The sequence below is a fragment of the Rubellimicrobium rubrum genome (assembly GCF_006152115.1).
GTDB classification, from domain to species: domain Bacteria; phylum Pseudomonadota; class Alphaproteobacteria; order Rhodobacterales; family Rhodobacteraceae; genus Rubellimicrobium; species Rubellimicrobium rubrum.
On sequence record NZ_VDFU01000009.1, the window covers coordinates 130684 to 150539 of the forward strand.

Sequence of the window (19856 nt, forward strand, 5' to 3'; positions counted from 1 at the left end):
GGCCGGGTTGGCTGACCTCATCGAGCGGCTCGGGCTGTCGGGGCCCGGGCAGGCCTTTATCCTGTTCGGCGCCACCGCGGTCTTCCTGGCGGCGCCGGACATCGATCTCATGCTCCTACGGCTCCTGCATCACCGGTCCATCCTGACGCATTCGGTGCTGCTGCCGTTCCTCGTGCTCTGGTTTCTGCCGGCGCTCGGTCCTGCGGCAGCGGCCGGGGCCTTCCTGGGCGTGGCGATCCACCTTTCGGCGGACCTCCTGTCGCCCGCGCGCGGTTATGGCCAGATCTACCTGCCCGAACCGTTCCAAGTCGGCCTGGGGGGCTGGAGCCATGTCTGGCTCCTCCTCAACGCCTTGGCTGCGGCATGGCTGGCCGTGGCGATCCTGCCGGTCGGTGAAGGCTGGCGCCTCCTTGCCGCAGGGACAGGTGTGGTGGCGGCCCTCTGCTATGGCTTGGGTAACGAACGGTCGATCATGGCGGTTATCGTAGCGCTCGCCGTGGTCGGGGCCGGCCAGTACGCCTATCTCTGGCTCCAGCCGCACTAGGCGGGGTTGCACGGGCTCTCTCCCGTTCCCACCTTGGAACCTTCCGACCCCCGAGGAACGCGCATGGAACTCTCCGTTCTCGACCTTTGCCCCATCGTGGAGGGTGGTGACGCTGCGCGCGCCCTTGGCGAATCCGTGACCCTCGCCCAGGAGGCGGAGCGGCTGGGCTTCCACCGTTTCTGGCTGGCCGAGCATCACAACATGCCCGGCATTGCCTCATCGGCCACGCCGCTCGCCATCCAGCATGTGGCGGCGAACACGAGGACGATCCGCTTGGGCGCGGGCGGGATCATGCTGCCGAACCATGCCCCGCTGGTCATCGCCGAGCAGTTTGGCACGCTCGCCTCGCTTCACCCGGGGCGGATCGACCTCGGGCTTGGCCGGGCGCCGGGGACGGACATGCTGACTGCCCGTGCCCTTCGGCGTCACATGGCCGAGGAGGACAGCTTTCCCCAGGATGTGGTCGAGCTTCTGGGCTACCTGTCTAAGGAAGGGGAGGGAGCGCGCGTTCAGGCCGTGCCCGGCGCAGGGACCGAGGTGCCGGTCTGGATCCTGGGCTCCTCGCTTTATGGCGCGCAACTCGCGGCCTATCTGGGTCTGCCCTATGCCTTCGCCTCGCACTTCGCCCCGGCCCATCTGGAGGAGGCGCTGGAGGTGTACCGCGCGACCTTCCGTCCGTCCCAGTGGCTCGATGCGCCCTACGCCATGGTTGCTATGGGCGCCTGTGCTGCTGCGACGGACGCCGAGGCCGATCATCTGCGGACCTCGCAGGTCCTCTCCTTTGCCCGGCTCCGCACTGGCAAGGCGGGCAAGCTGCCCCCGCCGGGTTCGCTGGCCGAGGTATCCCGGGACGCGATGGTCGGGGTGAACCATGCCCTGTCCCTGTCGGCCGTGGGCAGTCCGGCCACCGTGCGCCGCAAGCTGGAAGAGGTGACAGCCCGCTACAAGCCCGACGAGATCATCCTGGCCGGCATGATCTACGACCTCGATGCGCGGCTCACCTCCCTTCGCATCATGGCCGAGGCCGGGCAGGAGCTTTGCGCGGCGGCCTAGAAGGCGACCAGCAGGAGCGCCAGAAGCAGGAGAATCGCCCAGGCTTGCCAGAGGACGCGGACGGAGGCATGGACCTCTGCCGCGCCGATGGCCTTGCGCCCTTGTGGGTGAACCCAAGGCAAATCCTGCATTGTGCCGTGATAGGACCGGGGACCCGAGAGGGCCACGTCGAGGACGCGCGCCATGGCAGCCTCGGGCCAGCCCGCGTTGGGGGAACGGTGCAGGCGGGCGTCGCGGATGATCGGGCCCCAGGCGGCGCGTGGCCGTGTCAGCCAGATCAGCGCCGCCGAAAGCCGCGCGGGAATCAGGTTCAGCCCATCGTCGAGCCGGGCAGCCGCCCAGCCGAACTGCTCGTAACGGGGGGTGCGGTGGCCGATCATGCTGTCGGCGGTGTTGACCAGCTTGTAGATCAGTAGGCCCGGCAGGCCCGCCACCGCAAACCAGAAAGCGGGCGCCACAACGCCATCGGAGAAGTTCTCCGCCGCGGACTCGACGGCGGCGCGCGCCACGGCAGGCTCGTCCATGGAGGCGGTGTCGCGTCCCACGATCATCGCCACTGTGCGCCGTCCCTCCGGCAGGGACAGCCGCAGCGCGCGGGCGACGGCCTGGACGTGGTCGGCCAGGGATCGCTGCGCGAGGAGGATCGCCCCGACGATCACCTCGGCCAGGCTCCCCGGCAGGGCGGCCAGCGCCCAGCCCAGCAGCATCGCCGCCACGACAAGGAGGCCGAGCGCAAGGACACCCTTCCAGCGGCGGTTCCCCCCTTCGTTGAAGCGTTCGTCGGCCCAGGCGACGGCGCGCCCCATCAGGACGGCGGGATGAGCCCAGCGATCCCAGAGGGCGCGGGGCTCGCCGAAGATGGCATCCAGGAGCAGCGCAAGGACCAGGCTCACAGCGCGGCCTCGATCCGATCCCAGCGATCCGGGGCGGGAAGGCCAAGGCGCAGCCAGGTGGCGGAGTAGGGGAAGACGCGGCTCAGCACATGCCCGCGCGCGAGGCGGTCGTGCCAGGCCTGCGCGTCATCCACTTCGTACAGGCGGAACAGTGTGGTACCTGCCGCGACCCTCGCCCCCCGAGCCGTGACAAGCGCATCCATGCGTGCCGCATCGCGGTTCAGTCGGTCGCGGGTGGCTTTGGCCCAGGTCCGGTCGGCCAGCGCCGCCGCTCCGATTGCCAGCGCCGGGCCCGAGACGGCCCAAGGCCCCAGAGCCTCGCGTAGCCGATCAGCCATGGGGCCGGGCGCCAGGATCGCGAAGCCGAGCCGAACCCCGGCTAGGCCCCAGAACTTGCCAAAACTCTTGAGCACGACAACGCCCGGCGCAGCTGCCCGCGCCACATGGGTGTCCTTGGGAAGGACATCGCAGAAACTCTCGTCGATGATGGCGAGGGGGCGGGCGCCGATCTCTCCGGGTGTCCAGAGCCGGCCGTCGGGATTGTTGGGATGGACGAAGACGCCGGGCGCATCCGGGGCGTTCGACGCTGGCACTCCGGCGGTCAGGAAGCTTGCGGCGTATTCATTATAGGTCGGGCCGGGAATGTGAACGCAAGCGGCCTCTGTGGCATGGGGCAGGCGTGCGATGATAGCGGATAGGCCCGGCGCGGGGATCACCTCTGCGCCCTCGGGGACGTTCCAAAAGCTCCGGGCCGCCGCGGTGAGCGCGTCGGCCGCGGCCCGGTCGGGCAGGGCAGTCCAGGCGTGGTCCGGAAGGGGTGGGAGGGGGTAGGGCACCGGGTTGATCCCGGTGGACAGGTCCAGCCAGTCAGCCCGCGCACCGCCCCAGCGGACCATCGCCGCATCAAGGCCCCCGCCGTGGTCGCGGGCCGTCATGCCTCCTCCGGCAGGGGCGGGTGGCGGGTGACGAAGTGGCCCTTCACCCCCTGCGGCCACAGCTTGTAGGGCACCTGGCCCGATCCGCTGCCATCGTGGAGCGCGGCCCAGGCGACGATCGCCTCAGCAGCCTCCGGCGTCGGCTCGAAGCGGCCCAGCGTGTAGGACAGCTTGCCCTGCGCCTGCACCGCGACGTTGCAGCCGTGGTCGCAACCCATCAGGCAAGCCACGCGTCGGGTCCGAAGATCGGTGCCCTCCACTGCCGCCTCGACCAGAGCGGCCAGTCGGGCACCTGGCACCTCGGCCCCCTGCTCGGGGCCGGGCCAGTCCTCGCGCTTGCAGGTTTCGCAGATGGTGATCCAAGTGGGCATGGACCGGCGTTCAACCGGATTCCGGTCGCCCCCGCAAGGGCCGCCGGATCAGGCCGCCCGCGCCAGCGCCTCGCGCCCATGCGGGGCAAGGAGATCCAGGTTCGGCCCGATGGGCACGATGCGGAACGGATTTATGCGGTCATGGCTGTAATGGTAGTGCCGCGCGATGTGGTCGAGGTGGACGGTCTCGGCCACGCCCGGCATTTGGAAGATGTCGCGCGTGAAGGCCCACAGGTGGGGATACTCGATCAGCTTGCGCCGGTTGCACTTGAAATGCCCGTGATAGACCGTGTCGAAGCGGATCAGCGTGGTGAACAGGCGAATATCGGCCTCGGTCAGCCGCTCGCCCATAAGGTAGCGTTGGCCGGCCAGCCGCTCCTCCAGCCAGTCCATCGTGTCGAACAGGGGACGGACGGCCGCGTCATAGGCCTCTTGGGACTCGGCGAAGCCCGACTTGTAGACGCCATTGTTGAGCGTGTCATAGATGCGGGCGTTCACCGGCCCGATGGCGTCGCGCAGGTCTGAGGGCCAGAGGTCGAGGGTGTTGCCCGTGATCCCGTCCCAGGCCTGGGTCAGCATCCGGATGACCTCGGAGGACTCGTTGTTGACGATCCGCTCGCGCTCCTTGTCCCACAGGACGGGGACGGTGACCTTGGTGCTCACCTGGGGGTCGCTCTTGGTGTAGATGTCCCGCAGGAAGGGCAGGCCGTAGAGCCGGTCCCCGGTCGTGCCCGGAAAGTCGGTTGAAAAGGTCCAGCCGTCCTTCAGCATGTCGGGGTGGACGACCGATACGTCGATATGGGGCTCCAGGCCCTTGAGGGCGCGAACGATCATCGTGCGATGGGCCCAAGGGCAAGCATGGCTCACATACAGATGGTAGCGCCCGGACTCGGCTCGAAAGCCGCCGTCCCCCGAGGGGCCGGCCGCGCCGTCCGCCGTCACCCAGTTGCGGAGCACCGAGTCCGGGCGGTCGAAGGCGCCCCCCTTGACGCGGGCCACCGGCGCCTCGACCCACTTGCCGTTCTCGAGTTGCCCCATACCGCGTCTCCCTGCTGAACCGTGATGCGGACCTAGCCGCTCGGGCGGGGGAGGAAAGGCGCAGAGGGGTCCGCACCCGCGCACAGAAGGCAGGCGATGTCGCAGTTCGGCGCAGGGTGACGCTTCTCCCTTTGCGCTCGCGGCAATCAGCGGTTAGGAGGACGTGAGACGAAGCCCTGCGGGGCCGGACAGGTGGCGTGAGGGGGTCGACCCAGACCGGGGGTCCCTGACGCGCATCGTCAGACGGGGCTCCGCCCCGAGGCCGGCATCCCGCTCCCAACCCGGCCCGGGAGCCCTGTTCATGCGCGCCATTCTTCCCCTCCTTGCGGTTCTGCTGCCCAGCGCGGCGCTTGCCCATCCGGGCCACCTGAACGAGTTCGATGGCCACCAGCACTATATGGCCGCCTGGGCTCTCCTGGCCGCGATCGCCGGGTCCTCTTGGCTGATCTGGACCGAGCTGCGGTCCTCCAAGACCACCAGAACCCAGCGGGCGGAGGACGACGAGGCCGGCGCATGAACGGCGACCGCATCGGGGTCCTGCTCTGCGGCCACGGCTCACGCGATGCGGGCGCGGTGGCCGAATTCGCCGAACTCGCCGCCGCACTGCCCGCCCACCTGCCATCTGACTGGCTGGTCGAGCATGGCTACCTGGAGTTCGCCAACCCCGTCCTGCGCGACGGGCTCGAGGCGCTGAAGGCCAAGGGCGCGACGCGCATCCTAGCCGTGCCTGGCATGCTGTTCGCGGCGATGCACGCCAAGAATGACATTCCGACGGTGCTTTCGACTTGGTCGGCCAAGTCGGGCCTGCCCGTCGCCTATGGGCGCGAGCTGGGCGTGGACCCCAAGATGATCGCCGCCGCGGGTGCCCGCGTGCGCGAGGCGCTGGCCCGCGCCGACGCGGAGCATGGCCCCGTGCCGCTGCACGAGACCTGCCTTGTGGTGATCGGACGCGGCGCATCGGACCCCGATGCCAATGCGAACGTCTCCAAGGTCGCGCGGATGCTGTGGGAAGGGTTGGGCCTTGGCTGGTGCGAGGTCGGCTATTCGGGCGTGACCTTCCCGCTGGTGGAACCCTGCCTGACGCACGTCGCGCGGCTGGGCTACCGTCGCATGGTCGTGTTCCCGTACTTTCTGTTCTCGGGCGTGCTGGTGGACCGCATCTACGGCTTCACCGACCGCGTGGCGCAGGCACATCCGGGGATCGAATGGGTCAAGGCCGACTACCTGGGCCTGCACCCCGAGGTGCTCCGGACCTTCGCCGAACGCGCGACCGAGCAGATCGACGGCGTGCCGCCGCCCAACTGCCAGATGTGCAAGTACCGCACGCAGGTCCTGGGCTTCGAGGCCGAGGTGGGCAGCCCTCAGGAAAGCCACCACCATCACGTCGAGGGGCAGGGGGCGTCCGCGCCCGGCGCGAACGTGGCGGATTGCACGTTCTGCGACGATTTCTGCACTGGGCTCTGCCGGCTCAAGGTCGCGGCGGTGGAGCCGTTCGGTCATGTGTCGCATTCCGCAGGTGGTCATCTGCACGACCATGGCGACGGACAGATCCACTGGCACGGGCCGTCGCACGGCCATTCGCATGACCATGGGCACTCCCACCATGAGCACTCGCATGGTCATGACCACCAGCACCCGCGCTACCCGCACGAGGATCACCCGCTGGGGCCGCTCAGCGCGCTGGCGACACTGAAGAAGCGCTGAGCCCCGTCCAGCCCTAGACATCCCCGCCGGAGGCCCGCCTCCGCCCGTGCCGAGGCTTGCCCATGCGCCGCTATCTCAAGGACCCTGCCGCGATCTATGCGGAAAGCTTCGCGACCGTGGAGCGGGAGGCGCGGCTCGACCGCTTTCCGGATGGGATGCGCCCGCTGGTCACGCGGGTGATCCACGCCTGCGGCATGGTCGAGGTCGCGGACCGGCTCGCCTATTCCCCTGACGCGGGCGAAGCTGGCCGCCAGGCGCTGTTCGCCGGGGCTCCGGTCATCTGCGACTGCGAGATGGTGGCAGCAGGCATCATCCGGTCGCGCCTTCCGGCCGGCAACGAGGTCTTGGTCACCTTGAACGAGCCCGGCGTGCCCGAACTGGCGCAACGGCTCGGCACAACGCGCTCGGCGGCGGCCGTGGAGTTGTGGGAGGGACGGATCGCGGGGGCAGTGGTCGCCATCGGCAACGCGCCCACGGCGCTGTTCCACCTGCTTGAACGCTTGGACGCGGGTTGGCCCAAGCCGGCGCTGATCCTGGCCTTTCCCGTAGGCTTCGTGGGAGCCGCTGAAAGCAAGGCCGAGATCGCTGCCGACCCGCGCGGGGTTCCTTTCGTGGCTCTCAAAGGGCGGCGCGGCGGGTCAGCCATGGCAGCGGCGGCGGTGAACGCGCTCGGGGGCGAGCGGGCGTGACCCCCTGGCTCCATGTCGTGGGCCTGGGCGAGGATGGGCTTGCGGGGCTGTCGCCAGATCTTTGCGCGCTTGTGCTGGACGCCGAGGTGCTGGTCGGCGGGGCGCGACACCACCAACTGACTGCCGGGGCGCGGGGCGAGCGGATCGCCTGGCCCTCGCCATGGGATGCGATGGAGGACAGGCTGCGCGGGCTGCGCGGTCGTTCGGTGATCGTCCTTGTCACGGGTGACCCGCTCTGGTTCTCGGCCGGAGAGCGGATCGTGGAGGCGTTTTCGGGCGAGGTGCTGATCCATCCACACCCGTCGGCCTTTCAACTGGCGGCGGCGCGGATGGGCTGGCCCCTGGATGGGACGGACTGCCTGACCGTCCATGGCCGCCCGGTCGAGCGGATCTTGCCCAGCTTTGCCCCCGGAGCGCGGCTCCTGATCCTGTCGCACGGACCGGCGACGGGGCGCGACCTCGCCCGTCTGCTGGTCGCCCAAGGCTACGGCCCAAGCCGCATGACCGCGCTCTCGCATCTGGGCGGTCCCGAGGAGGCGCGCCTGGAGGGTCAAGCCGGGGAATGGACCGGGGATGTTCCGCTCCTGACCACCTTCGCCGTGGAATGCCTGACGGGGCCCGAGACGCGGCTCCTGCCCCGGACGGGCCTGCCAGACGACGCCTTCCAGTCCGACGGCACGATGACCAAGCGCGAGGTGCGGGCGGCCACGCTGGCCAAGCTGATGCCGATGCCCGGGGCGCTCCTTTGGGACGTGGGACTGGGGAGCGGATCGGTTGCCATCGAATGGCTGCGCGCCGCCAAGGGGGCAAGGGCCATTGGCGTCGAGCCCCGGGCCGACCGCCGGGCGATGGCGGCGGCCAACGCGCTCGCGCTGGGCGTCCCGGATCTGGACATCGTGGCGGGCGAGGCGCCAACCGCCTTGGCCGGATTGCCCGCCCCCGATGCCGTGTTCCTGGGTGGCGGCCTCTCCAAGGCGGCTTTCGAGGCCGCTTGGACGGCCCTGAAGCCCTATGGCCGCTTGGTCGCCAACGCCGTCACGCTGGAGGCTGAGGCGGTGATGCTGGACCTGCACCGCCGGCAGGGCGGCGACCTGATCCGCCTTGCCGTCCAGCGGGCCGAGCCTGTCGGCCGCCTCACCGGATGGCGGCCGTCGATGGAGGTGATGCAGTGGAGCCTCGTGAAATGACCGGGCGGCTGATCGGCGTGGGCGTGGGACCGGGCGCGCCCGACCTCCTGACCCTGCGCGCCGCGCGCTTGATCGAGGACGCGCGCGTGCTGGCCTACCCGACCCTCGCCGGATCGCCCTCCTTTGCCCGCTCCATCGCCGCCGCGCATGTGCGCGAGGGAGCCGAGGAGATCGCCATCGACATCCCCATGACCCCCGCGCGCGAACCCGCGCAGGCGGCCTACGACGCCGGGGCCGCGCGCATCGCGACGCGGCTGGAACAGGGGCAGGATGTGGTCTGCCTCTGCGAGGGGGACCCTATGTTCTACGGCTCCTTCATGTATCTCCAAGCCCGGCTTGCTCCCCGTTTCGCGACCGAGGTGGTGCCCGGCGTGACTTCGGTCGCGGCGGCGGCGGCGCTGGCGCGGCTGCCTTTGGGCGCGCGGGAGGGACGGATTGCCGTGCTGCCCGCGACCCTGCCGGACGAGGCGCTCCGGGCTGGGTTCCAGGCGCATGAAACGGTCGCGCTTCTCAAGCTCGGCCGCCACTTCCCGCGCGTGCGGGCGCTGCTCGAGGCTCTCGGACTGACCGACCGTTCCACCTATGTCGCCCGTGCGACGCTCGCCGAGGAACTGGTCCTGCCGCTCGCGCAGGCGCCCGCCGAGGCGCCGTATTTCTCCCTGCTTCTCGTGTCCAAGGACTCCGACCCATGGCTCTGACCCCGGCGGTGATCGCCCTCACGACCAGCCCTGTCGCGCGCCAGGTGGCCGATGCGCTGGGCGCGCCGCTGCATGGCCGTGCGGGGCGCGTGCCGGACGCGGACGTAGCTTTCGACGACACGCTGGAGCAGGTCCGCACCCTGTTCGCCGCCGGGGTGCCCGTGGTGGGCGTTTGCGCGGCGGGCATCCTGATCCGCGCCGTCGCGCCGCTTCTTGCGGACAAGCGCGCCGAGCCGCCCGTCATCGCCGTGGCCGAGGACGGGAGCGCGGTCGTGCCGCTGCTAGGCGGGCATCGGGGCGCGAACGCCCTGGCGCGGAGCATCGCGGAGTTGCTGGGCGTGCAGGCTGCCGTGACGACGGCGGGGGACGCGGCGCTGGGTTTGGCCCTGGACGAGCCGCCCGAAGGGTGGTGGCTTGCAGAGCCTGAGAAGGCCGGGGCCGTCATGGCGGATCTCCTGTCGGGGCAGGGCGCGCGCCTCACGGGCGAGGCGGCTGGTGAGGCGCGCTGGCTCGACACCCTCCCGCCTGGGACGGACATCGAGGTCGCCTGCACGACCGCTCCCGCGCCTGCGGCATCGCTCCACTTCGCGCCGCAAAAGGCAGTGCTGGGCGTCGGCGCGTCGCGCGGATGCCCGCCGGAGGAGTTGGCCGATCTCGTCCGCGCCACACTGGCCGAGGCGAACCTCGCCCCCGAGGCGCTGGCCGGCATTGGCACGCTCGACCTCAAGGCCGACGAGCCTGCGATCCTCGACCTGTCCCGTGCGCTCAGCGTGCCCCTCCGCCTGTTCACGGCCGCCCAGTTGGAAGCGGAGGCCTCACGCCTCGCGACTCCATCAGACACCGTCTTCGCCGAGGTCGGCTGCCATGGCGTGTCGGAAGGGGCGGCGTTGGCCTTTGCCGGACCCGAGGGGCAACTCGCTGTCACCAAGCGCAAGTCGCGGAACGCCACTTGCGCCGTCGCCATTGTGCCCACCCCGATCACCGCGCTCGCCGGGCGTCCGCGCGGACGCCTGTCCATCGTGGGCATCGGGCCCGGTCAGGCGGCTTGGCGCACGCCGGAAGCATCCCGCCTCATCGCCGAGGCCGAGGAACTGGTGGGCTACGGCCTCTACATCGACCTTCTCGGTCCGCTCGCCATCGGCAAGCCCCGCGCCGACTTTCCGCTGGGCGGCGAGGAGGACCGCTGCCGTTATGCGCTGGAGCGGGCGGGGGAGGGGCGGAACGTGGCGCTGGTCTGTTCGGGCGATGCGGGCATCTACGCCATGGCCGCGCTGGTCTTCGAACTGCTGGACCGCGAGGTGCATGGCGTTTCGGACGCGGCACGGCGGGCCGAGGTCATCGTGACACCCGGCATCTCCGCGCTCCAGGCCGCCGCTGCGCGGGCGGGGGCGCCGCTCGGGCACGACTTCTGTGCCGTGTCGCTGTCCGACCTCCTCACCCCGCGCGAGGACATCCTGCGCCGGCTGACGGCGGCGGCCGAGGGCGACTTCGTGATGGCGCTCTACAACCCCGTCTCGCGCACGCGGCGCACCTTGTTGGCCGAGGCGCGGGACATCCTGCTGAAGCACCGCCCCGCCGAGACGCCCGTCCTGCTCGCCTCCAACCTGGGCCGCCCGCAGGAGCAGCTCTCCTACCGTCGCCTCGCCGATCTACGGGTGGACGAGGTGGACATGCTGACCGTGGTCCTGATCGGCTCGTCCCAAAGCCGGATCGTCCAGCGCGGCGAGGGGCCAAGGCTCTACACCCCGCGCGGCTATGCCAGGAAGGTGCCCGCATGACCGTCCACTTCATCGGCGCGGGGCCGGGCGACCCGGAGCTTCTGACCCTCAAGGCGCAGCGCCTGATCGCCTCCTGCCCGGTCTGCCTTTATGCCGGCAGCCTCGTGCCCGAGGCGGTGGTCGCGGGGGCCCCGCCCGGCGCGCTGGTGCGGGACACCGCGCCGCTGACGCTGGACGAGACGCACGCGCTGATCGTGGAAGCGCATCGGCAGGGCAAGGACGTGGCGCGGGTGCATTCGGGCGACCCCTCGCTCTATGGCGCGATCGCCGAGCAGATCCGACAGCTGCGGGCAGATGGCATCCCTTACGACATTACGCCCGGCGTGCCCGCCTATGCCGCCGCCGCAGCCGCGCTGGGACAGGAGCTCACGGTGCCCAGCGTGGCCCAGAGCATCGTCCTGACGCGCATGTCCATGCAGTCCACCGCCATGCCCCAAGGTGAGACGCTGGAGAACTTCGCGGCCTCGGGCGCGACGCTGGCCATCCATCTGGGCGTGCGGGCGCTGCGGGACATCGTGCGGCGGCTTTCGCCATTCTATGGCGAGGATTGTCCGGTGGCGATCTGCGTCCGCGTGGGCTGGCCGGACCAGATGATCCTGCGCGGCACCCTCGCCGACATTCACGCCAAGGTGCGCGAGGCCAAGGTCACCCGCACGGCGCTGATCCTGGTGGGCCCGGCGCTGGGCGAATCGGCGGACTTCCCGGACAGCGCCCTTTACGACCCGTCGCGTCCCCATGTGCTGCGACCACGGGTCCGTGTCGCCGGTGGAACGGATTGAAGGCACCCCCTGCGCCGGGCTGGCCCGATGGCAACGTCGGCTCGACCTTCAATCCAATTACTTGATTTTAACCGAGCTTCGGTCATTGTCGATTCGAGGGGAGGAGGCCCCGAGTCCATGACAGAAGACCTGCCGGAAGCTGTGCGCCTGGGGTTGGAAGCCGCACGAGCCGCCGCCACGAAGCGTTCGAATCGTCTATGCGTTCACGAGGGCGACAAGATCCACAAGGTGCTGCGGATGTGGGAAAGCGGGTTCGCCCTCGCCGCTTCCGATGCGCCGCCGCTTCGGGGCTATGTGGACCTGTACGATGGGCCGCGCCACCTGTCCTCCTGCCTTGTCGTCGCCTCGCCCGGAGAGGAAGCCGGTGAACGGCGTTACGAGTTCAAGAGGCATACGCCAGTAAGCGACCGTCCCGCCGCAGACTTCGAGCGGACCGAAACCGCCCCCGCCGCTCTGATCCCGCCGCACTTCTGAAGGCCGCAGGCACGTTCTGGAGGCCATGACGGCGTGAGCCAGCCTTGGCTAGTCCAACGCGGTCATTCCGAAGGTGCTGGCGGCTCAGGTCAGGTCGCAGGCCTGGGTTCGAGCCGCCAGCATCCCTTGGTCACTGCACGTCCGCGAAGGCCCGACGCAGACGCTCCACCGCCTCGGCCACCACGGCCCGAGGGGCTGCGATGTTCACGCGCACGAAACCTTCGCCCCCGGTGCCGAAGCTCGGCCCGTCATTGACGGCGATCCGGGCCTCCCGCGCGATGCGGCGCGTGATCTCATCGGCCGGCATGCCGAGCCCACGGAAATCCACCCAGGCCAGATAAGTTGCTTCGATGGGCATGGAGCGGACGCCGGGAATGGCGTTCACGCCGTCATCGAAAAGCTGCCGGTTGCCATCGAGATAGCGGGTCAGTTCGTCCACCCAAGCCGCGCCCTCGGGCGAATAGGCGGCGGTCGCCATACGCATCCCGAAGGCATTGGGCGAGATGCCGAGCGCGGCGAGCCGTGCCGCGAACGGCGCGCGGAGCGTGGCGTCCGGCACGATGACGTTGCCGATATGCGCCCCCGCGATGTTGAAGGTCTTGGTGGTCGCCGTCATCATCACCAGCCGGTCCTCGACCCCCGGGATCAGTGCCATGGGGGTGTGCTTCTGGTCCGGCATGACGAGGTCGTGGTGGATCTCGTCCGACACGAGCACGAGATCGTGGCGGCGGGCGAAGTCGGCGACCTGCTCCAGCTCCGTGCGGGTCCAGACCCGGCCGCCGGGGTTGTGGGGCGAGCAGAGGATCACCATCCGCTCCCGGCCGGTCATCCGCGCATCATAAGCGGCAAAGTCCATGACGTAGCGGTCGCCATCAAAGGCGAGGGGGCATTCTGTCACGCTCCGCCCCGCCGCGCGGATCACCCGCGCGAAAGCATGGTAGACGGGCGTGAACAGCACCACGGCATCGCCCGGCTTCGTCCAGGCATCCACGGCCAGGCCCACGCCGTTGACGAGGCCGTGGGTGGTGGTGATGGCCTCGGGGGCGACGTCCCAGCCATGACGCTGGCGCATCCACCACTGGATCGCGGTCAGGTAGGGGCGGTCGTCGCCGAAATAGCCGTAAACGCCGTGGGCCAGCATGGCCTCAAGTTCGCGCTGGATGGGGGCGGCGGCGCGGAACTCCATGTCCGCCACCCACATGGCGAGGCCGTCATCGGGCGGAACGCCGTAAAGCGGCTCCATCATGTCCCACTTGACGCAATGGGTGCCGCGCCGGTCGATGGGCGTGTCGAAGGTCATCTGGATCTCCCGTCTGCGGCCCAAGGGGTGCCAGCCGAGCGCGCAAGCCGCAAGGGCAAGCGGTTGCACGGATGGCGGCGCTGTCCTACATCGCGTGCCATGAGCATGCGTTCCATCCTCCTGCACCCCGACCCGCGTCTGAAAGCCGTGGCGAAGCCCGTGACCGTCCTCGACGACGCGTTGCGTTCGCTGGCCGAGGACATGCTCGAGACGATGTACGATGCGCCGGGCATCGGCCTTGCCGCGCCGCAGGTCGGAGTCCTGAGCCGTCTCATCGTCATGGACTGCGTCAAGGACGACAGGGAGCCGCCACGGCCCATCGTCCTCGTGAACCCCGAGATCGTCTGGAGTTCCGAGGAAACGGCGCCCTACGAGGAAGGCTGCCTGTCCATTCCCGACCATTTCGCTGATGTGACCCGCCCCCGAGAGGTCGAGGTGATCTGGACAGACCTCGACGGGAACGCTCAGCGGGAGCGTTTCGATGGCTTGTGGGCCGTCTGCGTGCAGCACGAGATCGACCATCTGAACGGGAAGCTGTTCATCGACTACCTGGGGCCGATCAAGCGCGGCGTCATCACCCGCAAGATGGAGAAGCTGAAGCGCGACCTCGCTCGCGAGAAGCCGGCACCCAAGGGCCACGAGGCCGCCCGGCTTTGATCCGCCCCATCGTCCAAGTCCCCGACCCTGTCCTGCGCGAGACCTGCGCGCCGGTCGAGGCGTTCGACGCCGCGCTGCGGGATCTGGCCGACGATATGCTCGCCACGATGTACGACGCGCCGGGCCGGGGCCTTGCCGCGCCGCAGATCGGGCGGCCGATCCGGCTTTTCGTCATGGACGTCGCCTGGAAGGAGGGGGAGCCCCGGCCGCAGGTGTTCGTCAATCCCGAGATCGTCGAAGCCTCTGATGAGCGCGTCACCCGTGAGGAAGGGTGCCTCTCCATCCCGGGGCGGACGTCCCGTGTGTCGCGTCCCGCCGATATCGCCCTGCGCTGGCAGGATCTTGACGGTGCGCCCCAGGAGGGCCGGTTCGACGGCTTCGCGGCCACCTGCGTGCAGCACGAGCTCGACCATCTCGATGGCGTGCTTTGCATCGACCGGGAGGAGCCGCCGTCCGAGGAGCCGGGCGCGTGACCCGCGCTGTGCTCCCCTGGCCCAACCCGATCCTGCGCAGCCCCGCCGCGCCGGTCGAGGCGATCACCGACGAGATCCGCCTGCTATGGGACGAGATGATCGAGGTCATGGAGGCCATGCCCGGCGTGGGCTTGGCCGCGCCGCAGATTGGTGTGTCTCTGGCCCTGGCCGTCGTGGATGCTTCCGAGGCACGGGGGCAGGCGGTGCGGATGGCGAACCCCGAGGTGCTGCATGCCAGCGTCCAGTTGCGCGAGCATGAGGAAGCCTCTCCCAACCTGCCGGGCGTTTCGGCGGTGATCGCCCGTCCCCGCGCCGTGACGGTGCGGTTCCTGAACGACCGCGGCGAGGTCGAGGAGCGTGATTTCGTGGGACTTTGGGCGACCAGCGTCCAGCACCAGATCGATCACCTCGCCGGCCGGATGTATTTTGACAGGCTGTCTCGACTGAAACGGGACATGCTGATCCGCAAGGCCCGCAAAGGATGAGGATCGCCTTCATGGGCACGCCCGACTTCTCGGTCGCGCCGCTGCGCGCGTTGATCGAGGCGGGGCACGAGATCGCCTGCGTTTACTGCCAGCCGCCGCGCCCGGCGGGGCGTGGCCAGAAGGAGCGGCCCTCGCCCGTGCAGGCCGAGGCCGAACGGCGCGGGCTGATGGTGCGCCATCCCCGGTCTCTGAGAACCCCCGAGGCGCAGGCGGAGTTCGCGGCCCTTGGCATCGAGGTTGCGGTGGTGGTGGCCTATGGACTGATCCTGCCTCAGGCCATCCTGGATGCACCCAGGCTGGGCTGCCTGAACATCCACGCGTCCCTCCTGCCGCGCTGGCGGGGGGCCGCCCCGATCCATCGGGCTGTCATGGCGGGCGATGCGGAGACCGGCGTCTGCATCATGCAGATGGAGGCCGGACTCGACACCGGGCCGGTGCTGCTGCGCGAAGCCATGGCGATCGGACCCACGGACACGACCGGGGACCTGCACGACCGGCTCAGCGGCCTGGGCGCGCGGATGATCGTGGACGCACTGGCCCGGCTGCCGGACCTGCGCCCGGAGCCGCAGCCCGAGGCGGGCGTGACCTATGCCCAGAAGATCGACAAGGCCGAAGCGCGGATCGACTGGACTCTCCCGGCCGCCGAGGTGGACCGCCTGATCCGGGGCCTGTCCCCCTTCCCCGGTGCCTGGTGCGAAGCCGGGGCAGAGCGCATCAAGATCCTGCGATCGCGGCGCGTGGAGGGACGGGGGGAACCGGGGCAGGTCCTCCATGGCTTGACGGTCGCCTGCGGGGACGGGGCTGTTGAGGTGCTGGACGTCCAGCGGGCCGGGGCCAAGCCCCTGCCGGCCACCGAGGCGTTGCGGGGCTGGAGCCCGGGTCGCTGCCTGGGCTGATCCCGCGCCGGGGGTGGCGGCGGCCCCGCCTTTGCGTTAGCCCCGGGCGGCCAAGAGCAGGAGGCGCCGATGAGCACCAACGAGGACACCGTAAAGGGCTTCGTCCTGGCGACCAGCGTCTATCTGCTGTGGGGCTTCCTGCCGCTTTACATGAAGGCGCTCGCCCATGTTCCCCCGGCCGAGGTCATCGTCCACCGGGTGATCTGGTCCATTCCCGTCGCAGGGCTGGTGCTCTGGGTTTCGGGACGGACGGGGGACCTTGCACGCGCGCTGCGGTCACCCCGGATGCTGGGCATGGCCGTAGTGACGGCGGCGCTGATCTCGGTCAACTGGGGGATCTATGTCTGGTCCATCCAGGCAGGGCACGCACTGGACGCGGCGTTGGGCTACTACATCAACCCGCTCTTCAGCGTGCTGCTGGGCGCCCTGCTGCTGCGCGAACGCCTGAGCCCTCTGCAATGGGCAGCCATCGCGCTGGCCGCCGCCGCCGTCGCGGTCCTGACATGGGAAACCGGTCGCCTGCCGCTGGTAGCGCTGGGGCTCACGCTTACTTGGGGGGCCTATGCCTTTCTCAAGAAGTGGCTGCCCATCGGGCCGAACCAGGGCTTCTTCCTCGAGGTACTGATCCTTCTTCTACCCGCACTAGGGTATCTCGGGTTTCTAGTCGCGCGGGGTCATAGCCAGTTCCTCGGGGGCGACACCGTGACGACCTGGCTTCTGCTGGGCTGCGGGCCGGTCACGGCGGTGCCGCTGATCCTTTATGCCAACGGGGCCAAGCTCCTGAAGCTCTCGACCATCGGCATCCTGCAGTACATCGCCCCGACGATGATCGTCCTCGTGGCGGTGTTCCTGTTCGGGGAGGAGTTCGGGCGGGCGCGCCTGATCGCCTTTCCGATGATCTGGGCGGCGCTGGCGCTCTATAGCGTGTCGCTCCTTCACCAGTCGCGGCGGAGCCGGCCCGCCGAGGCCTAACGTCTGGTTGCCTAGATCCCCGAACCGGCCTTCACCAAGTTCGGACCACCAAGCGGCGTGGAGCGGGGGCAACGAGACGGGCGAAGCCGCCGAGGGCACCGGGAACCAAGCAGCGCCTTGATGAACGTCTAACCTTGCAACGAACGGATCCTGCGTCAGCGGAAGCCGTTTCCCTTTCGGGGTCCGCCCGATCAGGCGGGAGCCTTGACCAGAGGATTGTATGAACCGCCGCACGCTCCTCATCGCCGCGCCCGCCCTTCTCCTTGCCCCCGTAGCCCGGGCCCAAGAAGGCTCCATCCGCCTGCGCGACCTGTACAACAACGATAGGAGCTTCTCGGATCTGGCGCTGTCGCTCAAGGGCGAGCACATCAAGGTGGACGGCTTCATGGCGCCCCCGCTCAAGGCCGAGTCGACGTTCTTCGTCCTGACGAAGATGCCGATGGCCGCATGCCCCTTCTGCGTGCCAGGCCGAACCTGGCCCGGCGATATCCTGGCGGTCTACGCCCGCCGGTCCGTCGATGTGATCCCCTTCAACGTGCCCATGCGGGCGATCAGCATCCCGGAGCTTGGCGATCAAACTGACCCGGAACTCGGCTTCTACTCACGCGTGCGTCTTGTTGAGGCCACGTATGAGCGTGTCTGATCCTCTTCCGCTCCGGGTCGAGGATCTCGTGATCCGGGCCCGGGATGGTCGAAGCGTCCTCGAGCTTCCGCATCTGGACCTGCCCGCTGGTGGCACGCTCGCCATCACAGGACCGTCCGGAGCCGGCAAGTCCTCGCTCCTGCATGCGCTCGCCGGGCTGCTCAGGCCGTCGAAGGGACGGATTCTATGGGGCACCACCGACATCGCATGCCTGTCCGAAGCCGCTTGCGCGTGCTTCCGTCGTGAGAAGGTCGGTCTTGTTTTTCAAGACTTCCTGCTTTTCGAAGAGTTGGGAGCTCTTGGGAACGCCGCCGTCTCAGCGACGTTTGCACCGGCTCGTGAGCGTCCTGCAATAGAAACCCGGGCTCAAGGCTGGCTCGCCCGATCGGGCTTGGGACAGCGGCCAGAGCCGAACGTGCGAACCTTTTCTGGGGGTGAGCGGCAGCGTGTCGCCGTAGCCCGTGCCATGTCTCACGCTCCTGCGGTGATCCTTGCGGACGAGCCTACCGCCAGTTTGGATAGGGCCAGCGCTGACCGCTTGATCGATGATCTCGTGGACGTTGCCGCCGCGGAGGGTCGCATGCTCATTGCGGTAACGCACGACGCTCGGCTGGCGGAGCGCCTCGGGCGAGAACTGAAGCTTGTGGATGGCCGAGTCGTGGAACAGCGGCATGGATGACCTTTGGCTCTCGCTCCCGGTCGGGGCTCAGGATGCCCTTGTGTCGCTGGGGCTCCTTCTGCCGGGCCTGCTCCTGGGGGTGCTCGTGGTGCGGGGCTTCCAGCCCTGGCCACTCGTGCGGGCAATGCTGGGACGGTTCCGGGGGGCCAACGCGATCTTCGTGCTTCTGATCGCCGCGGCGGTGGCGCTTGGGGCTGGGCTCACGGCGCAGGAGCGGGCGCTCCGTCAGGGCAGCGCGCGGGCGGCCGAGCGCTTCGACCTCGTACTGGGCGCGCCGGGCAGCGAGATCTCCCTAGTGCTGGCGGCCGTGTACCTCCAGCCCATGGACCTGCCGCTCCTGTCGGGCGAGGTCTTCGCCGAGGTCGCGGCCGACCCCGAGGTGGACCTCGCCGCTCCCATCGCTTTCGGGGATAGCTGGAACGGAGCGCCGGTCGTGGGCACCACGGCCGGCTTCGTGACCCACCTGGCCGGAGATCTGGCCATGGGTCGCATGTTCGCGGACCATGGCGAGGCTGTCGCGGGCGCCTTCGCCCCTGTCGGCATGGGAGACGCGGTGGAGCCCGCCCATGGTCAAGGCGAGGTGGCCGAGCACGACGCTCACGGCGGCACGGCCTATGTCGTCGTCGGGCGTATGGCCCCGACGGGCAGCCCGTGGGACCGCGCCATCCTTGTTCCCGTCGAGGCTGTCTGGGAGGTCCATGCCCTCCCCACCGGCCACGCGCCCGAGCGGGCCGAACAGATCGGGCCTCCCTTCGATCCCGAGTGGTTCCCCGGCACGCCGGCCATCCTCGTGCGTGCCGACGAGGTCTGGGCGAACTACGCGCTTCGGGACAGGTACACGCGGGCGGACGTGATGGCTGTCTTTCCGGGCAGCGTGCTCGCAAGCCTGCACGGCCTGCTGCGCGACATGCGCGAGGCGATGTCGCTGATGGCCCTCGTGACTCAGGGCCTTGTTGTCGTGGCGGTCCTCGCTGGCCTGAGCCTTCTTGTTCGTGTGTTCGCCCGCGGCCTCGCGCTTCTTCGGGCGCTCGGGGCTCCGCGCCGTTTCGTCCTGGCGGTGGTTTGGAGCTATGCGGCGTCCCTTGTGGGCTTTGGTGCGTCGTTGGGACTGGCCTTGGGGTGGATGGTCGCGGCCGTGCTGTCCGGCCTCGTGACGGCTCGCACGGACGTCCTTGTTCAGGCTCGGATCGGCTGGACCGAGGTGCAACTCGTGACGGGGTTCATGAGCTTGGCCCTGCTGCTCGCACTGCTTCCCAGCATCCTCGCGAGCCGCAGATCGCCCCTGAACGACCTCAGGGCCTAGCAACGCCGAGGAGCGAGTCGAGCAGTTCGTCCGCGACGTTCCCGAGTTCAAATGTATGCCGGTGCGGTCGGACATTCGGCTGGTCAAGGATTGGCTGGGCTGGGGGCCTCATGACCGCGTATGTCAGATCGAACCTCACCGCCTGTGTCATGCTCCTGTTGCGCCACATCGGTAAAGAAGCCGCATTTGAATGTTGATATTGAAGCGGGTGTCCCTCGGGACACCCTTTTCCTTAGAGCCTGACCCGAAAAGAGTTGAGCGGCATCAGCGGGCTGTGACTCCGTCTGGCGGCCAAGCACGACGGA

23 protein-coding genes are annotated in these 19856 nt (G+C 69.3%); 18 read left to right on the forward strand and 5 right to left on the reverse strand.

The window, feature by feature from the left end:
- Positions 1-7: 7 nt before the first annotated feature.
- Positions 8-544: a hypothetical protein gene (locus FHG66_RS10255; protein WP_139076661.1), complete on the forward strand. Its 537-nt coding sequence runs from the start codon at positions 8-10 to the stop codon at positions 542-544.
- A 63-nt stretch (positions 545-607) separates the two neighbouring features.
- Positions 608-1597 (forward strand): LLM class flavin-dependent oxidoreductase, encoded by a 990-nt coding sequence (locus FHG66_RS10260; RefSeq protein WP_139076662.1) that lies wholly within the window; start codon positions 608-610, stop codon positions 1595-1597.
- Here the strand turns inward: FHG66_RS10260 and cbiB are convergent.
- Genes cbiB through FHG66_RS10280 form a run of 4 tightly spaced genes read right to left on the reverse strand, consistent with a single transcriptional unit; the run spans position 1594 to position 4834 of the window.
- Positions 1594-2490 (reverse strand): adenosylcobinamide-phosphate synthase CbiB, encoded by an 897-nt coding sequence (cbiB, locus tag FHG66_RS10265; RefSeq protein ID WP_139076663.1) that lies wholly within the window; start codon positions 2488-2490, stop codon positions 1594-1596. The genes FHG66_RS10260 and cbiB overlap by 4 nt on opposite strands.
- Positions 2487-3425 carry an aminotransferase class I/II-fold pyridoxal phosphate-dependent enzyme gene (locus FHG66_RS10270; RefSeq protein WP_139076664.1) on the reverse strand — a complete coding sequence of 313 codons (939 nt, stop codon included), beginning with the start codon at positions 3423-3425 and terminating at the stop codon, positions 2487-2489. The genes cbiB and FHG66_RS10270 overlap by 4 nt, the downstream gene beginning before the upstream one ends.
- Positions 3422-3796 (reverse strand): DUF1636 family protein, encoded by a 375-nt coding sequence (locus FHG66_RS10275; protein ID WP_139076665.1) that lies wholly within the window; start codon positions 3794-3796, stop codon positions 3422-3424. The genes FHG66_RS10270 and FHG66_RS10275 overlap by 4 nt, the downstream gene beginning before the upstream one ends.
- A gap of 48 nt (positions 3797-3844) precedes the next feature.
- Positions 3845-4834, reverse strand: coding sequence for a glutathione S-transferase family protein (locus FHG66_RS10280; RefSeq protein ID WP_139076666.1), 990 nt, complete (start codon positions 4832-4834; stop codon positions 3845-3847).
- 301 nt (positions 4835-5135) lie between these two features.
- Between FHG66_RS10280 and FHG66_RS10285 the strand changes: the two genes are divergently transcribed.
- The 8 genes from FHG66_RS10285 (at position 5136) to FHG66_RS10320 (ending at position 12143) form a co-directional block, all read left to right on the forward strand.
- Positions 5136-5351, forward strand: a complete 216-nt coding sequence (locus tag FHG66_RS10285; protein WP_139076667.1) for a DUF6732 family protein — start codon at positions 5136-5138, stop codon at positions 5349-5351.
- On the forward strand, positions 5348-6538 hold the full coding sequence (locus FHG66_RS10290; RefSeq protein ID WP_139076668.1) for a sirohydrochlorin chelatase: 1191 nt from the start codon (positions 5348-5350) through the stop codon (positions 6536-6538). The genes FHG66_RS10285 and FHG66_RS10290 overlap by 4 nt, the downstream gene beginning before the upstream one ends.
- Before the next feature lie 62 nt (positions 6539-6600).
- Positions 6601-7227, forward strand: coding sequence for a precorrin-8X methylmutase (locus FHG66_RS10295; RefSeq protein ID WP_139076669.1), 627 nt, complete (start codon positions 6601-6603; stop codon positions 7225-7227).
- Entirely contained in the window at positions 7224-8414 is a 1191-nt protein-coding gene (gene cbiE, locus FHG66_RS10300) for a precorrin-6y C5,15-methyltransferase (decarboxylating) subunit CbiE (protein ID WP_139076670.1), read from the forward strand. The genes FHG66_RS10295 and cbiE overlap by 4 nt, the downstream gene beginning before the upstream one ends.
- Positions 8411-9112, forward strand: a complete 702-nt coding sequence (gene cobI, locus FHG66_RS10305; protein WP_139076671.1) for a precorrin-2 C(20)-methyltransferase — start codon at positions 8411-8413, stop codon at positions 9110-9112. The genes cbiE and cobI overlap by 4 nt, the downstream gene beginning before the upstream one ends.
- Positions 9103-10890: a precorrin-3B C(17)-methyltransferase gene (gene cobJ / locus FHG66_RS10310; protein WP_139076672.1), complete on the forward strand. Its 1788-nt coding sequence runs from the start codon at positions 9103-9105 to the stop codon at positions 10888-10890. The genes cobI and cobJ overlap by 10 nt, the downstream gene beginning before the upstream one ends.
- Positions 10887-11669, forward strand: coding sequence for a precorrin-4 C(11)-methyltransferase (cobM, locus tag FHG66_RS10315; protein ID WP_139076673.1), 783 nt, complete (start codon positions 10887-10889; stop codon positions 11667-11669). The genes cobJ and cobM overlap by 4 nt, the downstream gene beginning before the upstream one ends.
- 117 nt (positions 11670-11786) lie before the next feature.
- Positions 11787-12143: a hypothetical protein gene (locus tag FHG66_RS10320; protein WP_139076674.1), complete on the forward strand. Its 357-nt coding sequence runs from the start codon at positions 11787-11789 to the stop codon at positions 12141-12143.
- A 130-nt stretch (positions 12144-12273) separates the two neighbouring features.
- Here FHG66_RS10320 and FHG66_RS10325 read toward each other — a convergent pair whose 3' ends face one another.
- Positions 12274-13443, reverse strand: a complete 1170-nt coding sequence (locus FHG66_RS10325) for a MalY/PatB family protein (protein WP_139076675.1) — start codon at positions 13441-13443, stop codon at positions 12274-12276.
- A 99-nt stretch (positions 13444-13542) separates the two neighbouring features.
- On the opposite strand from FHG66_RS10325, the gene def (FHG66_RS10330) reads away from it, so the two are divergent.
- The 8 genes from def (FHG66_RS10330) (at position 13543) to FHG66_RS10365 (ending at position 19551) form a co-directional block, all read left to right on the forward strand.
- A complete protein-coding gene (gene def / locus FHG66_RS10330; RefSeq protein ID WP_139076676.1) occupies positions 13543-14100 on the forward strand; it encodes a peptide deformylase in 558 nt (185 codons plus the stop codon).
- A complete protein-coding gene (gene def, locus FHG66_RS10335; protein WP_218013817.1) occupies positions 14097-14573 on the forward strand; it encodes a peptide deformylase in 477 nt (158 codons plus the stop codon). The genes def (FHG66_RS10330) and def (FHG66_RS10335) overlap by 4 nt, the downstream gene beginning before the upstream one ends.
- Positions 14570-15058, forward strand: coding sequence for a peptide deformylase (def, locus tag FHG66_RS10340; RefSeq protein WP_139076677.1), 489 nt, complete (start codon positions 14570-14572; stop codon positions 15056-15058). Before def (FHG66_RS10335) ends, def (FHG66_RS10340) begins: the two co-directional genes overlap by 4 nt.
- Positions 15055-15954: a methionyl-tRNA formyltransferase gene (gene fmt / locus FHG66_RS10345; RefSeq protein ID WP_139076678.1), complete on the forward strand. Its 900-nt coding sequence runs from the start codon at positions 15055-15057 to the stop codon at positions 15952-15954. Before def (FHG66_RS10340) ends, fmt begins: the two co-directional genes overlap by 4 nt.
- A 69-nt stretch (positions 15955-16023) precedes the next feature.
- Positions 16024-16926, forward strand: a complete 903-nt coding sequence (gene rarD, locus FHG66_RS10350; RefSeq protein WP_139076679.1) for an EamA family transporter RarD — start codon at positions 16024-16026, stop codon at positions 16924-16926.
- A gap of 220 nt (positions 16927-17146) precedes the next feature.
- Entirely contained in the window at positions 17147-17569 is a 423-nt protein-coding gene (locus FHG66_RS10355) for a hypothetical protein (RefSeq protein ID WP_139076680.1), read from the forward strand.
- Positions 17556-18248 (forward strand): ABC transporter ATP-binding protein, encoded by a 693-nt coding sequence (locus FHG66_RS10360; RefSeq protein WP_139076681.1) that lies wholly within the window; start codon positions 17556-17558, stop codon positions 18246-18248. Before FHG66_RS10355 ends, FHG66_RS10360 begins: the two co-directional genes overlap by 14 nt.
- Positions 18241-19551 (forward strand): ABC transporter permease family protein, encoded by a 1311-nt coding sequence (locus FHG66_RS10365; RefSeq protein ID WP_139076682.1) that lies wholly within the window; start codon positions 18241-18243, stop codon positions 19549-19551. The genes FHG66_RS10360 and FHG66_RS10365 overlap by 8 nt, the downstream gene beginning before the upstream one ends.
- Positions 19552-19856 lie beyond the last annotated feature (305 nt).

Coding starts and splice junctions, on each gene's coding strand:
- FHG66_RS10260 (WP_139076662.1), top strand. CDS start 608: ATGGAACTCTCCGTTCTCGACCTTTGCCCCATCGTGGAGGGTGGTGAC.
- FHG66_RS10270 (WP_139076664.1), bottom strand. CDS start 3,425: ATGACGGCCCGCGACCACGGCGGGGGCCTTGATGCGGCGATGGTCCGC.
- FHG66_RS10275 (WP_139076665.1), bottom strand. CDS start 3,796: ATGCCCACTTGGATCACCATCTGCGAAACCTGCAAGCGCGAGGACTGG.
- FHG66_RS10280 (WP_139076666.1), bottom strand. CDS start 4,834: ATGGGGCAACTCGAGAACGGCAAGTGGGTCGAGGCGCCGGTGGCCCGC.
- FHG66_RS10285 (WP_139076667.1), top strand. CDS start 5,136: ATGCGCGCCATTCTTCCCCTCCTTGCGGTTCTGCTGCCCAGCGCGGCG.
- FHG66_RS10290 (WP_139076668.1), top strand. CDS start 5,348: ATGAACGGCGACCGCATCGGGGTCCTGCTCTGCGGCCACGGCTCACGC.
- FHG66_RS10295 (WP_139076669.1), top strand. CDS start 6,601: ATGCGCCGCTATCTCAAGGACCCTGCCGCGATCTATGCGGAAAGCTTC.
- cobI (WP_139076671.1), top strand. CDS start 8,411: ATGACCGGGCGGCTGATCGGCGTGGGCGTGGGACCGGGCGCGCCCGAC.
- cobJ (WP_139076672.1), top strand. CDS start 9,103: ATGGCTCTGACCCCGGCGGTGATCGCCCTCACGACCAGCCCTGTCGCG.
- cobM (WP_139076673.1), top strand. CDS start 10,887: ATGACCGTCCACTTCATCGGCGCGGGGCCGGGCGACCCGGAGCTTCTG.
- FHG66_RS10320 (WP_139076674.1), top strand. CDS start 11,787: ATGACAGAAGACCTGCCGGAAGCTGTGCGCCTGGGGTTGGAAGCCGCA.
- FHG66_RS10325 (WP_139076675.1), bottom strand. CDS start 13,443: ATGACCTTCGACACGCCCATCGACCGGCGCGGCACCCATTGCGTCAAG.
- def (WP_139076676.1), top strand. CDS start 13,543: ATGAGCATGCGTTCCATCCTCCTGCACCCCGACCCGCGTCTGAAAGCC.
- fmt (WP_139076678.1), top strand. CDS start 15,055: ATGAGGATCGCCTTCATGGGCACGCCCGACTTCTCGGTCGCGCCGCTG.
- rarD (WP_139076679.1), top strand. CDS start 16,024: ATGAGCACCAACGAGGACACCGTAAAGGGCTTCGTCCTGGCGACCAGC.
- FHG66_RS10355 (WP_139076680.1), top strand. CDS start 17,147: ATGAACCGCCGCACGCTCCTCATCGCCGCGCCCGCCCTTCTCCTTGCC.
- FHG66_RS10360 (WP_139076681.1), top strand. CDS start 17,556: ATGAGCGTGTCTGATCCTCTTCCGCTCCGGGTCGAGGATCTCGTGATC.
- FHG66_RS10365 (WP_139076682.1), top strand. CDS start 18,241: ATGGATGACCTTTGGCTCTCGCTCCCGGTCGGGGCTCAGGATGCCCTT.